Origin of the sequence: Flagellimonas halotolerans, from assembly GCF_035818535.1 — a bacterium.
Taxonomy (GTDB): Bacteria; Bacteroidota; Bacteroidia; order Flavobacteriales; family Flavobacteriaceae; genus Flagellimonas; species Flagellimonas halotolerans.
Genome location: NZ_JAYKYV010000014.1, coordinates 1 through 14,266, shown reverse-complemented (window position 1 = coordinate 14,266; position 14,266 = coordinate 1). Strand labels below are relative to the sequence as shown.

The 14,266-nt window shown below is 41.7% G+C and carries 13 protein-coding genes; 9 read left to right on the top strand and 4 right to left on the bottom strand.

Going from position 1 to position 14,266, the window contains the following annotated elements; translation table 11 throughout:
* Positions 1-89 precede the first annotated feature (89 nt).
* Positions 90-755 carry a hypothetical protein gene (locus tag VM932_RS13780; protein WP_326279370.1) on the top strand — a complete coding sequence of 222 codons (666 nt, stop codon included), beginning with the start codon at positions 90-92 and terminating at the stop codon, positions 753-755.
* Positions 756-771: 16 nt separating this feature from the next.
* Here VM932_RS13780 and glyA read toward each other — a convergent pair whose 3' ends face one another.
* Positions 772-2,046 (bottom strand): serine hydroxymethyltransferase, encoded by a 1,275-nt coding sequence (gene glyA, locus VM932_RS13775; RefSeq protein ID WP_326279369.1) that lies wholly within the window; start codon positions 2,044-2,046, stop codon positions 772-774.
* 253 nt (positions 2,047-2,299) lie between these two features.
* On the opposite strand from glyA, the gene VM932_RS13770 reads away from it, so the two are divergent.
* Complete coding sequence (locus VM932_RS13770) at positions 2,300-3,484, top strand: hypothetical protein (RefSeq protein ID WP_326279367.1); 1,185 nt, start codon at positions 2,300-2,302, stop codon at positions 3,482-3,484.
* An 81-nt stretch (positions 3,485-3,565) separates the two neighbouring features.
* Here the strand turns inward: VM932_RS13770 and ytxJ are convergent, their stop codons facing one another.
* A complete protein-coding gene (ytxJ, locus tag VM932_RS13765) occupies positions 3,566-3,955 on the bottom strand; it encodes a bacillithiol system redox-active protein YtxJ (RefSeq protein WP_326279365.1) in 390 nt (129 codons plus the stop codon).
* 142 nt (positions 3,956-4,097) lie between these two features.
* Between ytxJ and clpB the strand changes: the two genes are divergently transcribed.
* The 5 genes from clpB (at position 4,098) to VM932_RS13740 (ending at position 10,496) form a co-directional block, all read left to right on the top strand.
* Complete coding sequence (gene clpB / locus VM932_RS13760) at positions 4,098-6,698, top strand: ATP-dependent chaperone ClpB (protein ID WP_326279364.1); 2,601 nt, start codon at positions 4,098-4,100, stop codon at positions 6,696-6,698.
* 161 nt (positions 6,699-6,859) lie between these two features.
* On the top strand, positions 6,860-8,173 hold the full coding sequence (locus VM932_RS13755) for a gluconate:H+ symporter (RefSeq protein WP_293163812.1): 1,314 nt from the start codon (positions 6,860-6,862) through the stop codon (positions 8,171-8,173).
* 11 nt (positions 8,174-8,184) lie between these two features.
* Positions 8,185-8,652: a RidA family protein gene (locus VM932_RS13750; protein ID WP_293163815.1), complete on the top strand. Its 468-nt coding sequence runs from the start codon at positions 8,185-8,187 to the stop codon at positions 8,650-8,652.
* Between the two features lie 8 nt (positions 8,653-8,660).
* Positions 8,661-9,725 carry a dipeptidase gene (locus tag VM932_RS13745; RefSeq protein ID WP_326279361.1) on the top strand — a complete coding sequence of 355 codons (1,065 nt, stop codon included), beginning with the start codon at positions 8,661-8,663 and terminating at the stop codon, positions 9,723-9,725.
* Between the two features lie 174 nt (positions 9,726-9,899).
* Positions 9,900-10,496, top strand: coding sequence for a TetR/AcrR family transcriptional regulator (locus tag VM932_RS13740; protein ID WP_326279360.1), 597 nt, complete (start codon positions 9,900-9,902; stop codon positions 10,494-10,496).
* Position 10,497: 1 nt separating this feature from the next.
* Here VM932_RS13740 and VM932_RS13735 read toward each other — a convergent pair whose 3' ends face one another.
* A complete protein-coding gene (locus VM932_RS13735) occupies positions 10,498-11,943 on the bottom strand; it encodes a PorP/SprF family type IX secretion system membrane protein (protein ID WP_326279358.1) in 1,446 nt (481 codons plus the stop codon).
* Positions 11,944-12,015: 72 nt separating this feature from the next.
* On the opposite strand from VM932_RS13735, the gene VM932_RS13730 reads away from it, so the two are divergent.
* Positions 12,016-12,540, top strand: a complete 525-nt coding sequence (locus tag VM932_RS13730) for a SixA phosphatase family protein (protein ID WP_326279357.1) — start codon at positions 12,016-12,018, stop codon at positions 12,538-12,540.
* On the opposite strand, the gene VM932_RS13725 is transcribed toward VM932_RS13730, so the two are convergent.
* Positions 12,537-13,283, bottom strand: a complete 747-nt coding sequence (locus VM932_RS13725; RefSeq protein WP_326279356.1) for a DUF6503 family protein — start codon at positions 13,281-13,283, stop codon at positions 12,537-12,539. The two genes, VM932_RS13730 and VM932_RS13725, sit on opposite strands and share 4 nt — an antisense overlap.
* An 80-nt stretch (positions 13,284-13,363) precedes the next feature.
* Between VM932_RS13725 and smpB the strand changes: the two genes are divergently transcribed.
* Positions 13,364-13,825 carry an SsrA-binding protein SmpB gene (gene smpB, locus VM932_RS13720; protein WP_326279355.1) on the top strand — a complete coding sequence of 154 codons (462 nt, stop codon included), beginning with the start codon at positions 13,364-13,366 and terminating at the stop codon, positions 13,823-13,825.
* Positions 13,826-14,266: the final 441 nt, after the last annotated feature.

Sequence of the window (14,266 nt, the reverse complement as noted above, 5' to 3'; positions counted from 1 at the left end):
AACCCCCAGAATTTTTAAGGATTATCTATAATACTATAAAAAAGATTCATCCTAATTTTATGTTGAAAGAAAATTAGAATTCTATCAGCATGGCTTTCCCCAATAAAAACAATGGTAAAAACAACAATCTAGGCCCAAAAGTTTTTCAGGCCACAGAAGGTTTAGACGATTTTATAAAGGATCTGGAAAGATACTTTTTTGCAACTGCGAAGCTTAAATGCAAGCAAGATGTATTGAACAACCGTCTGGATTTGGTGGTGGAACTACATTTTAATTTTAGTATTTCTGATTGTCTTCGCCATTTTAACAACGGTGACTGGAGCGGTTACACTATTACCGACGAAAGTAAATCCGATATGTGCATGACAATGGCTAATGCATTGAAAAATTTAAACGAAAAAAGCACCTACCCCGCTGATATTATGGAAACATCCCTTCATTTTACGGATACTTCCATTGTCATATCCAGACTCTATCCAAATAGCATTCCAGAACATTTGGGAAAAATAATATCAATGATCAGCCAACACTTTATCTATTTCACCAAAGGATTGACAGAGATGCCCTGTGAAATTTTTGTTCCGATTTTTGAAGATACTTCCATACTTTCCAAACAACTAAGCACAAGCTATAAATGTGGATATTATAACTATTGGGGGCTATACTTTTTTGATAAAGGACAAGAACATGAAGCCTTAATATACTCCCTAAGAAAAAAGAAATTTTACGAAGAGAATATTTTCCTCTTTGAGTAGAATCCACTAGCAAATACTAAACACTGAACAAAGGTCGCGATTTCATTAAATCGTTGACCTTTTGTTTTATACCTGCTATTTTTTTCTCGTTCCCGGCATCAGTGATAATTTCATCGATAAATCCAACAATGGTCTCCATATCTTCCTCCTTGAGGCCTCTAGTAGTGATAGCGGAAGTACCAAAACGCACTCCAGATGTTATAAAAGGCGATTTATCATCAAACGGAACCATGTTTTTGTTGGCCGTAATATCTGCCTTCACCAACACTTGTTCTGCCTCCTTGCCCGAAATATCCTTGTTTCTAAGGTCAATCAACATCATGTGATTGTCCGTCCCACCAGAAATTACCTTGTAATCCTTGTCCATAAAGGCTTTGGCCATAGCAGCGGCATTTTTCTTTACCTGGACCATATAGTGTAAATATTCATCGGTAAGTGCCTCTCCAAAGGCTATTGCTTTAGCGGCGATAATATGTTCCAAAGGTCCGCCTTGGTTCCCAGGGAAAACCGCCAAATCCAACAAACCGGACATTTTTCTTAGGCTTCCGTTCTTTAGTTTGATACCAAACGGATTTTCGAAGTTCTCGCCCATCAAAATTAGGCCTCCACGGGGCCCACGCAAGGTTTTGTGCGTGGTGGTGGTAACAATATGGCAATATGGAATGGGGTCGTTCAAGATTCCCTTGGCAATCAATCCGGCAGGGTGTGAAATATCGGCCAAGAGCAAAGCCCCAACACTATCTGCAATTTCTCGGAATCGTTTAAAATCCATATCCCTGGAATAAGCGGATGCCCCTGCAATGATCAATTTGGGCTTTTCCTTATCGGCAATCTCTTGGATTTTATCATAGTTCAACAAGCCTGTTTCCTCGTCCACCCCATAAAAAACAGGGTTGTATAATTTTCCAGAGAAATTAACAGGAGAGCCATGGGTAAGGTGACCTCCGTGTGACAAATCGAAACCTAATATGGTATCTCCTGGGTTAAGGCAGGCATGATACACCGAGGCATTGGCCTGTGAACCCGAGTGCGGTTGAACATTGGCATAAACAGCCCCGAACAATTCCTTGGCACGGTCAATGGCCAACTGCTCCACTTGGTCCACTACTTCGCAACCACCATAATAGCGCTTTCCTGGGTATCCTTCGGCATATTTGTTCGTAAGCACGGAGCCAGCAGCTTCCATTACCTGTGGACTTACAAAGTTTTCGGAAGCTATCAGTTCAATGCCTTCCAACTGTCTGTCTTTTTCTTGCGCTATCAGTTCAAAAATCTTGTGGTCTCGTTGCATGTTGCCCATTGTTTAATTAAGGGCGTAAAATTACGAATTGAAAGGGGATTTTCATTCATAAAAAAACAATTGGAACTTAATTTTATTAAACGACAATTAACAATTTTTAAAACAACCCATTCCCCTACTAGTATTGGTTTTTCAAGCTTTTTACCCAAAATATACTACCGTTCACGCTTTTACGTTTTAAGATTGAGGATTTTTGGCACAGCTATTGAATTCCCAAAAATACCAATCCATAAAGTTGACCAGTATGAAAAGATTTATACTCTTAACCGCAATCATAGTTTTTAGTGCCTGTAGCGGCGTAAAAAAAACCCAAGAGGCCATCAACACGGGCAATTATACCGCGGCGATTAACAAGGCCATTAAAAATCTTGCAGAAAACAAGACCAAAAAGGGCCATCAGGAATATATTGTTCTACTTGAAGATGCATTTGCGAAAAATACGGCAAGGGAGCAACAGGAAATTTCCTTTCTGCAGAATGATGGCAATCCTACCAACTTGGAGACCATATACAATAAATATTTGCAGTTGAAGCAGATTCAACAGCGCATTAGGCCATTATTGCCGTTGTACATTAATGATGAAGGCAGGAATGCCAAGTTTAATTTTGTAAACTACGACAACAAAATTTTGGATACCAAAGACAACCTTTCCGAACATTTGTACCAAAATGCCTTGAGCTTGTTGTCCTCGGCCAAATACAAAGCCGATTATAGGAATGCCTACGAAGATTTAAAATATTTACAAGAAATAAATCCAGGGTATAAGGAAACCATTGCAAAAATGGATGAAGCCTATAACAAAGGGTTGGAATTCGTAAGGGTGGAAATTGCAAACCAAACCCAACAGATTATTCCAGAGCGATTGGAATCGGAACTTTTGGATTTTAATGCTTTCGGAATCGAAAACTTCTGGTTGCAGTACCATACCAATCCACTTTCCAATGTCCAATATGATTACGCCATGAACTTGGATTTTATGGAAATCAATGTGTCCCCAGAGCGAATCAACGAAACCCAGGTAATCAAGGAAAAACAAATTAAAGATGGGTGGGAATATCTAGTGGACCGTGATGGCAACGTGGTAAAAGATAGTTTGGGCAACAAGATAAAAGTGGACAAGATGCGGACCGTTACTTGTAAATTGTTCCAATTTACCCAAACCAAGAGCGCACAAATTGGGGCCAAAGTAAGTTTCACAGACTTGAGGAGCGGGCAGGAAATCAATTCCTATCCCCTATCCAGCGAATTTATATTTGAGCACATTTTCGCCAATTATCAAGGTGATAAAAGAGCGTTGGAAAGCGATTTATTGTTGTACCTAAACGCTAGGGAAGTCCCATTCCCCTCCAACGAACAAATGGTTTACGATGCCGGGGAAGACCTCAAACTACGTCTCAAGAACATCGTCTCCAAATATCAGTTCAACTAAAGACAATGTTAAATCGAGCGCAGTCGAGATGCTTTAAGTTCTCGACTGTGCCCGAAATGACATAAACTACTTTGTTTTTATTTATAGATACTGTGTAAAATCCTTATCCGCAATGGCACCATGCGAAGTATGAAAAACAGCCTCACCGTTTTTTATCACCAATAATTGGGGAGATTCGTGTCGAACACCAAACTTATCTTCAATTGCATTGGATACATCCCTATGGTGCTGAATCGTCAAAAAATAAAGGTCTATGTCCAAATCTGTGTCGTACCTTTCCGAAAACATATTCAACACCATTCTGCTAATGCCGCAAGTGCTGGAGTGCTTGTAAATCACTTGTGCTTTACTTTTTGAGTTTTCCACAATTGTTTCCAACTGGGCCGTGGACTCCAATTGAATCCAAGGCAATTCTTTCTTTTCCTTAACGGTTTTATCCTTCTTCCCGAAAACGCTGTCAAATATTCCCATGTTGCAAATTTATAAGATAAGTCGTGAGCGAACAAAAAGCTTACAACTGACTAAATGTCCTGTGTTTGTTGAATTTACAAGACATTTTGACGGTGTGGATGCATTGGTAGGGTTGTTGACATATTAGAGGAAAACGATGACTATGAACTTTAATAATTTTACAATAAAATCACAGGAAGCCATTCAAAGGGCCCAGCAATTGGCCCAAGAATTTGGACACCAACAAATCGAAAACGAACACTTGTTCAAGGCCATTGCCGAGGTCGATGAAAACGTGTTGCCTTTCATTTTGAAAAAATTGAACGTTAACACCAACCTCATCAACCAAATATTGGACAAGGAACTTCAAAGCTTTTCAAAAGTTTCGGGAGGGGAAATAATGCTTTCCAGAGAAGCTGGAAAAACCGTCAACGAAGCGAGCATCGTTGCCAAAAACATGGGCGATGAATACGTTTCCGTTGAGCACTTGTTATTGGCCATTTTCAAGTCCAAAAGCAAAATTGCGCAAATCCTAAAAAATCAAGGCGTAACCGAAAAAGATTTGAAAGCTGCCATTCAAGAACTGCGCAAGGGCGGTAAGGTCACCTCGCAAAGTGCCGAGGAAACCTATAACTCACTGGACAAATACGCAAACAACCTCAACCAAATGGCCGACAGCGGCAAATTGGACCCCGTAATAGGTAGGGACGAGGAAATCCGTAGGGTATTGCAAATTTTGTCCAGACGTACCAAAAACAACCCGATGCTCGTGGGTGAGCCCGGAGTGGGTAAAACTGCCATTGCCGAAGGACTGGCACACCGAATTATTCAAGGTGATGTACCCGAAAACCTTAAGGATAAAGTGATTTATTCCTTGGATATGGGAGCACTCATTGCTGGAGCCAAATACAAAGGGGAGTTCGAGGAACGTCTAAAGGCAGTAATCAAAGAAGTGACTTCATCAGATGGGAACATTGTCCTCTTTATTGATGAAATCCACACCTTGGTCGGAGCTGGTGGCGGACAAGGAGCGATGGATGCCGCAAACATCCTGAAACCTGCCTTGGCCCGTGGTGAATTGAGAGCCATTGGTGCAACCACATTGGACGAGTACCAAAAATATTTTGAAAAGGACAAAGCCTTGGAGCGTAGGTTCCAAAAGGTTGTGGTGGACGAACCCGATACCGAGAGTGCCATTTCCATTCTTAGGGGTATCAAGGAAAAATATGAAGCACATCACAAGGTCCGTATTAAAGATGATGCCGTAATCGGCGCCGTGGAGCTATCGCAACGTTACATTACCAACAGGTTTTTGCCCGACAAGGCCATTGATCTTATGGACGAGGCCGCTTCCAAACTTCGAATGGAAATCAATTCCAAACCCGAGGAATTAGATGTGCTGGACAGAAAAATAATGCAGTTGGAGATTGAGATAGAAGCCATTAAAAGGGAAAACGACACCTCTAAATTGAAAACCCTGAATTTGGATTTGGCCAACCTTAAAGAAGAACGCAACGAAATATTTGCCAAGTGGGAAAGCGAAAAAACCGTGGTGGACAATATCCAAAAAACAAAAGAGGCTATTGAAAACTATAAGGTTGAAGCAGAACGTGCCGAGCGAAATGGGGATTACGGAAAAGTGGCCGAGCTGCGCTACGGTAAAATCAAGGAAGCACAGGAAAAGCTGGAAAAACTACAGGATGAACTGGCAGAGCAGCAAACCGCAGGTACTTTGATCAAAGAAGAAGTAACTTATGAAGATATTGCCGAAGTAGTGGCCAAATGGACCGGTATTCCCGTTAACAAGATGATGCAGAGCGAGCGCGAAAAACTGCTGAAACTGGAAGACGTGCTTCACAAACGCGTCGTTGGTCAAGACGAGGCCATTATCGCTGTTTCCGATGCTATCCGAAGGAGCAGAGCGGGCTTGCAGGATGCCAAAAAACCAATTGGTTCCTTCTTGTTCCTAGGTACTACCGGCGTTGGTAAGACCGAGCTGGCCAAAACCTTGGCCGCCTATCTGTTCGATGATGAAAATGCCATCACACGAATAGATATGAGCGAATACCAAGAACGTCACTCCGTGAGCCGATTGGTTGGTGCACCTCCAGGATATGTGGGTTATGATGAAGGCGGACAGTTGACAGAAGCGGTGCGCAGGAAACCCTATTCTGTAATATTATTGGATGAAATTGAAAAAGCACACCCAGATACCTTCAACATACTATTACAGGTGTTGGATGAAGGTAGGTTGACCGACAATAAAGGCCGGGTGGCAGATTTTAAGAATTCCATCATTATTATGACCAGTAATATGGGTAGCCACATTATTCAAGAGAAGTTTGAAGATACCATAGACTTGGAAAGTGCTTCGGAGTCTGCACGAGTGGAAGTGTTGGGATTGCTTCGCAAGACCATCCGACCCGAATTCTTGAACCGCATTGATGACATCATTATGTTTACTCCATTGAGCAAATCTGATATTCAGGATATTGTAGGGCTTCAATTGGACAACTTAAAGAAAATGCTGACCAAGCAAAATATCACCTTGGATGCCACCGAAGAGGCAATAGACTATTTGGCCGCAAAAGGTTTTGACCCTCAATATGGTGCACGACCTGTAAAACGATTGATTCAAAAAGAAGTATTGAACAACCTTTCCAAAGAGTTGCTCTCAGGAAAAATAACTACTGATAGCATTGTACTCCTAGACTCTTTTGATGATCAATTGGTATTTAGAAATCAAGATGAACTTGTAGAGTAAGTTCTCAAAATACATTTCAGTCAGTAAAAACCTCTCCCATAACTTTTTGGGGGAGGTTTTTTAATTCTTTCACAATCTCAAACCATATCCTTAGAAATTCGCAATAATGAATGTCTATTATATTTAAATCCTTATTTTAGCTTCAAAACCAAACCCTAAATATGCCACTAATTATTGCCGTTCTAGGTATTTTATTGCTCTTCTTGCTTATTGCCAAATTCAAACTCAATGCCTTCCTATCCTTCATTATCGTATGCCTCTTTGTAGGCATTTTTCAAGGGATGGAACTGCAAAGTCTGGTACAATCCATTCAACGAGGTATTGGTAACACCTTAGGTTTTCTGGTTTTAATACTTGGGCTTGGTGCCATGTTGGGGAAATTGGTCGCCGATAGTGGGGCTGCACAACAAATCACCACACAACTCGTGGCCAAATTTGGGGTAAAGCACGTCCAATGGGCCATGGTGGTCACTGGATTTATCGTGGGAATACCTATGTTCTACTCCGTTGGCTTTGTTATTTTGATCCCCTTGGTATTTACCATAGCATTTTCCACGGGACTGCCCTTGCTTTATGTAGGATTGCCAATGCTCACCTCTTTATCGGTTACGCATGGGTATCTCCCGCCCCACCCTGCTCCTACGGCCATCGCAGCCATGTTTAATGCGGATATTGGAAAAACATTGTTGTACGGACTCATCGTAGCTGTTCCCGCCATTATCGTGGCTGGTCCGTTGTTTGCACGTACGATCAAAAAAATTGAGGCCAAACCCTTAAAGGAATTTTACAACGCAGAACCCATTCCTGAAGATGAACTGCCATCGACAGCAGTTAGTATTTTAAGCGCGCTCTCCCCTATTATCTTTATTGGAATAGGTATTGGAGCCGAACAATTCTTGGAAGAAGGACTGCTACGGAACATACTAAGCTTTATCGGCAATCCAGTGATTGCTTTGCTGCTTTCTGTCCTAATCGCCATCTACTCCTTAGGGCTGGCCAAGGGTAAAGAAATGAGTACCCTTATGAATTCGCTCTCTGCTTCGGTTTCCAGTATTACGATGATCCTATTGATCATTGCAGGGGCTGGGGCTTTAAAAGAAGTTTTGATAGATAGTCAAGTAAGCGATTATATCGCAGATAGCCTTAAGGGTTCAAGCATATCACCTCTGGTACTGGCATGGCTTATTGCCACCGCCATACGAGTAAGTGTGGGTTCGGCCACCGTAGCAGGACTTACGGCAGCGGGGATTGTACTCCCATTGGCTTCCGGTACGGGCACCAGTCCAGAATTAATGGTATTGGCCATTGGTTCAGGAAGTTTGATGCTCTCCCACGTCAACGATACGGGCTTCTGGATGTTCAAGGAATATTTCAACCTGTCCGTCAAAGAAACCCTTTCCACCTGGACCGTCATGGAAACCTTGGTCGGCGTTATGGGACTCTTGGGTGTTTTGGCCATCAACAGTATAATCTAACAATATAATTTATGGAAAAATCACCATCGCAACGTATGGAAGCGTTAAACCTTCAATTGCCTCCTGCCCCGTCTCCTGCAGGAGTTTACCGACCCGTTTTAGTGGTCGATAACTTTTTGTACGTATCGGGCCAAGGCCCTGTTAATCTTGATGGCTCCTTAATGACGGGCAGAGCCGGCGATGACCTCGATGCAGAACAGGCAAAATTGGCAGCCAGACAAGTCGGTTTGACCATGTTATCTACTATTACTACGCATTTTGGGAGTTTAGACAAAATCAAAAGAATGGTGAAAGTATTGGGAATGGTAAATTGTACGCAAGATTTTGGCCAGCATCCTTATGTAATCAATGGTTTTAGTGAATTGATGGCGGATGTCTTTGGAAAAGAAAACGGTATTGGGGCACGGAGTGCCGTAGGTATGATGCTCCCGGGAAATATTGCCGTAGAAATTGAAGCCATTTTTGAACTTCACCCTTAAAAAAGTATATGTTCATATTTGATGCGCATTTAGACTTGGCCATGAATGCCTTGGAATGGAACCGCGACCTTACCCTTCCCGTTTCGGAAATTAGGGAACGTGAGGAAGGAATGAGCGACAAACCAGACCGAGCTAAGAACACCGTATCCCTTCCAGATATGCGAAAAGGCAATATTGGGCTTTGCATGGCCACACAAATTGCTCGTTACGTAAAAAAGGGAAGCCCAATACCCGGTTGGAATTCACAGTATCAAGCTTGGGCGCAGACCCAAGGCCAATTGGCATGGTACAAAACTATGGAAGAAGCCGGTGAGATGGTTCAAATCAAGGACAAGGAAGGTTTGGAGAAACATCTCAAGCTTTGGAGTAGTGATGAACCAAAAAAACCAATCGGATACATTTTAAGTTTAGAGGGCGCCGATTCCATTTTAGACTTGAGCTATTTGGAAAAATCTTGCGAATCTGGACTAAGGGCCATTGGTCCCGCGCACTATGGTCCCGGTATTTATGCCCACGGGACGGATTCTGTAGGGGGGATTGGACAAAAGGGTCGTGAATTGCTCAAAAAAGCGGAGCAACTCAACCTGATTTTGGATGCCACCCATCTATGCGACAAAAGCTTTTGGGAAACTATGGATGTGTACAACGGTCCAGTTTGGGCCAGCCACAACAATTGCAGGGCATTGGTGGACCACAACCGCCAATTTTCCGATGAACAAATCAAGGAACTCATTAGCAGGGATGCTGTAATCGGCGTTGCTTTGGATGCTTGGATGATGGTACCCAATTGGGTCCGTGGCAAATCAACCCCAAAAGAAATGGATGTAACCTTGGAAATTGCCGTTGACAATATTGACCACATTTGTCAATTGGCAGGCAACACCGATCACATTGGCATTGGAACCGACTTGGACGGAGCTTTTGGGAAAGAACAGAGTCCATGGGATTTGGAAACTATTGCCGACCTTCAAAAAATTCCAAATCTTTTGAGAAAAAGAGGTTACAGTGGGTTGGATATTGAAAAAATCATGAGTCAAAACTTTATCTCCTTCTTGAGAAAAGTTTGGAGGTAAAAAGATGGTCGGTAGTTGATTTGTTCGCTTTAGATTAATAAAGCCAACCCAATTACTCCAAAATTCGGTCAAAAAACAACAAGAAACCTGTTAAAATAAAGGCTTTTGCCTTTTTTAATACCAAAGGGTATTTGATTTTTTATATCTTAGATTCGACCAACAGCAACCCACAAAATGACCAAGAAAGCAGAAAGAACCACAGCTTACATTATTGAGACCGTAGCTCCTATTTTCAACAAGCATGGTTACATCGGTACAAGTATGAGCGACCTTACTGAAGCCACCGGCCTTACCAAGGGTGCCATTTACGGGAATTTTGAAAACAAAGAAGCCTTGGCGCTTTCCGCCTTTGAGCGCAACAGGAGCTTATTGCTTCAAGAAATTGACAACAAACTGGAAATCGGTGTTGAAGCATTCGATAAATTATTTTCCCTATTGAGTTTTTACAAACAGTATGATGTTTTCACGCTTCCCCTTGGTGGATGCCCCATATTGAATGTTGGAGTGGATGCCCAAGGCAACAATAAACTCCTGGCTGCTGCGGTGAAGGAAACTATTAAAGAAATTGAAGGTAAGATTGCCCTAGTTTTGGAGAACGGCGCAAAAAAGAATGAAATCCGTCTTCCCGTACCTCCTTTGCAATTTGCAAAGCAATTGTTTACCATGATTCAAGGTGCAGTTGCCATGAGTACCATGACCCAGGACCGAAAATATTTGGTCAACACTATCACCTATTTGGAGTATTTGGTGAAGCAGGAACTTAAAAAGTAAATCAATTTCCTTTCACTCTAAAGATCCAAGTCTTGTCGTCGTACTTGCCAAAAAACTTGCTGTCGCGGGCTTTTCTGGCCTCTTCCATGGTATTGTAGCGCTCCAAATACACATAATTGTATTTATTGAAGCTTCTGTAAAAAGACTTTGGCTCCAAACCTTGCTCCCTAAGGGTCTTCATAAAATTATCGAAGTACCTTTTGGTCCCGTAAACATTGGCAATCAAATAGAAGCCAGGCACTAGTCCGTCCTCGCTTTCCATCTCCTCATACCTTTCGTTGGGTCGCACCACTACTTTTTGGTGCTGTAGGCGAGCAATGCTGTCTTTTTCGCGCTGTAATTCCAGTTCTTTCTTAATTCGTTGTACTTCGGCCAACGAATCCTTTTCACGTTGCAATTTTCTCCTTGCTTCAAGTTCTCGTTGTTCTTGTTCCCTGCGCTGTTGCACGATTTCTTCCTCCCTTCGCTTTGCTTCTTCATCTTCTTTAGGTTCGGGCAAAATCTCTTCAGGTTCCTCGGGTGGCACTTTATCTTTAGATTTTGTTTTTCCAAAATGATAGGAGGCAACAATCTCTATTGTGGGATCTTCTTCACTCAATAAATCATCGGTACCAAATTCCATCAGCCCACCAACAGAGAATGCATTGGATATGGTAACACCCAATCCGCTAGAGATCCCATAAAAACTATTGTATCCTCCTTGAACCCAGAATTTTGATGTGGAGAACAATCCATTCAAACCAAATTGGGTATCGCCATTGGGAACTGATTTAAGGTAAAGCACAGGTCGCACATAGCTATCCCCCAAACTTTCGGATAGCATCACAGGAAAATCATTGCTAAGGGTCCCTATCAGACTCTGAAAACTCTCCATACTTTCTCTATTATTACCAGAAACATTAAAACCAATGGCATTCTCAAAAGCCAATCCTGCGCTAAATTGGTTGACCAGCAAGCGTAATCCAGGTGAAAATTGAACTTTAAAGCCCTCGAAATCTTCCAAGGCTATGGGGTCTACCACATCTCCTTGAACAAATTGTTCATCCGCTACGGTCTGTTGAAAAGCAAATATATTCAACCCCGCCATTAAGCTCACCCCCTCATCCAGTTCAAAAGTTTGCGCAAATGTCAAATTTGCACCTGTATAGAGAAATACCCCTGTATTGTGTTGCAAAAAGCCTGCCGAGGCAACCGAAGCCGAATTTAATTGATGTGTGTAATTGGCAAAAATGGATGTTGGGTCACCATCTATACTTTGCCATTGCCAACGGGTCCAAACGGAAAGGGAATTCGGGGTGTTCCAATCCAAAGCGTACGTGGGATTGAACAAACTGGCATTGAATTGCGTAAGTGAGTGTTGTCTAAAATCGGATGGCAAAACAACCTCTTGACCCCAAATTGTGTTGTAAATCACCAATAAAACCAGAGAAACCAAAAACTTAGGCATACAAGAAAATGAAAATTAAACGTTACTTTTAAAACCGAATAACAAAAATATACGGGAACTTTGAATAGAACTATGCGAACCATCAAACCTCTAATTGCCCTTGCAATTATACTCGTTGGAAGTATTGGCTGCAAAAAAGATACAAAAATTGTAGAAGACCCTGTTATTTCCACTTTCTATTTTATTAGGCATGCCGAAAAAGACAGAACCGACCCAGAAAATCCGGACCCAGAACTAAACCAAAATGGACTGGACAGGGCCATTCGATGGGCCGAGGTGTTCGACCCCATTCCTTTGGATATGGTTTATTCAACGAATTATGAGCGTACTTCAATGACGGCAGCGCCTACATCGATAAAAAAAGATATTGACATTAAGTATTACGACCCAAATGCTTTGGATATTGAAGAGTTTAAGCTTGCAAACGAAGGCAAAAATGTGTTGGTGATAGGCCATAGCAACACCACCCCTATGCTCGTGAACAAAATAATAGGCTTGGAAAAATACGACCAAATGGACGATACGGACAACAGCAGTCTCTTTATTGTTCGGATCATTGATGGAGTGCCCACGGATATCCGTCTAAAAATGGACTAGTTTTTCTCAACAGAAATGTTTTTGAGCTCTATTTTGGACAGCAACTCCAACCCACCTTCGTTATATAACAGGCCAATTTCTAAAATACCTGTTTCTTTTTCTTTGGGTTTATAATTCTCATAATCCACAAAACGGATACCATTTACGTAACGCTCATTGTAGGCTTTTCTGAAACGTTGCCCACCCCCATCAGTATGGAAGTCATAAGCCAGGTAATTGGGCTTAAAAGTTTCTAAATCGAACCAATACAAGTACGTGTCCTCATAGTCGTCGCCCCCGCCCTGTTGGTCAAAAGTTACTTTTACTTTGTAATATTCCTTGTCCTCGATGGTTTCTTTGCCCAAAAGCTCCTTATTTACCGCGGCATCGTTTAAACCATAGGGCAACCGCACAAAATAATGGACCGAATTTACCGAGTTGGCATATTTTATGGCCATGGTATCGTGCACCATAACAAGGGAATCGTTCACATATCTTTCAAAATCATTTCCACGCTTCACATCGGTGATGGTTGTTGTGGAATCCGCTTCAAAAATTCGTTTGAACACTCTTTGTCCATCAATATTTTCAGAGATGTATTTTCTATCTCTAAAGTCGAAAGATACTTTATGGCTATTGAACAGTTTTCCGCCACTATCGGCAATGGAATTGTCAATAATTTCTTGGGCCGTCAATGCTTTCTTGGATTCTTGTTTGCATCCAATGGCAAAAACAAGCAATAGGGGGATTAAAATTCGTTTCATAAGGTTGCTTTGATACTTATTCGTAAAATCTACCATAACATTACGATTTTCTTGGCAAAGAGTTTATATTTTTGTCCACGATGCAGAAAAATATCAACATAAAAAATAGAAGGGCCCGATTTGATTACGAAATTTTGGACACCTATACGGCAGGGATAGTATTGGGTGGCACCGAAATAAAATCGCTCCGATTGGGTAAAGCTTCCATTTCACAAAGCTTTTGTGAATTCAATGACAAAGGCGAACTTTTTGTGGTCAATATGCAGATTGATGAATACAGCCACGCAAGTCATTTTAATCACGCCCCCAAGGCTATACGTAAATTGTTGCTCAACAAACGGGAGCTAAAAAAGCTTCAAAAGGAGGTTGCCACTACGGGGCTCACCATTGTTCCGCTCAAGGTTTTTATCAATGATAGAGGTCTCGCCAAAATGAACATTGGCCTCGCCAAGGGTAAAAAACTATACGACAAACGGGAAACCATCAAAAGTCGGGACAGCAAACGAAATCTGGACCGAATCAAAAAGAGTTTTAACAACTAAAATGTTGGGTGTTGGAAGTTGGAAGTCAGTATAGAGTGCGCTGTCAGCAATAATTCCTGCCTTTAATGTTTACCTGTCGTTTCAAATTTCAGGTTACTGCCCACTGCATTATTCGATTGTTTTGTTATTGGGTTATTTATATTTGAACTTAAACTTGACACTAGAGCTTGCACTTGATGATTGCCTACTGCTACTGTCAACTGCCTACTCTGTTGTTTTGGTCATTTTGTTGTTGGGAGTCAGAAGTCGGAGGTCGGAAGCACGAAGAAAGAAATTCAAGAGCACAATCTATTAGTGGTCATTCGTGAAATCCGTGTCAATTAGGCACGTTCAGAAGTAGTGTAATTATTTGATTATCAGATAATTAATTCGTATATTTAGGTATAACAAAACCCCGAAAATGAGTCTCTAGCTCGAAAAAACGGGGTTTTTTTAATCTTC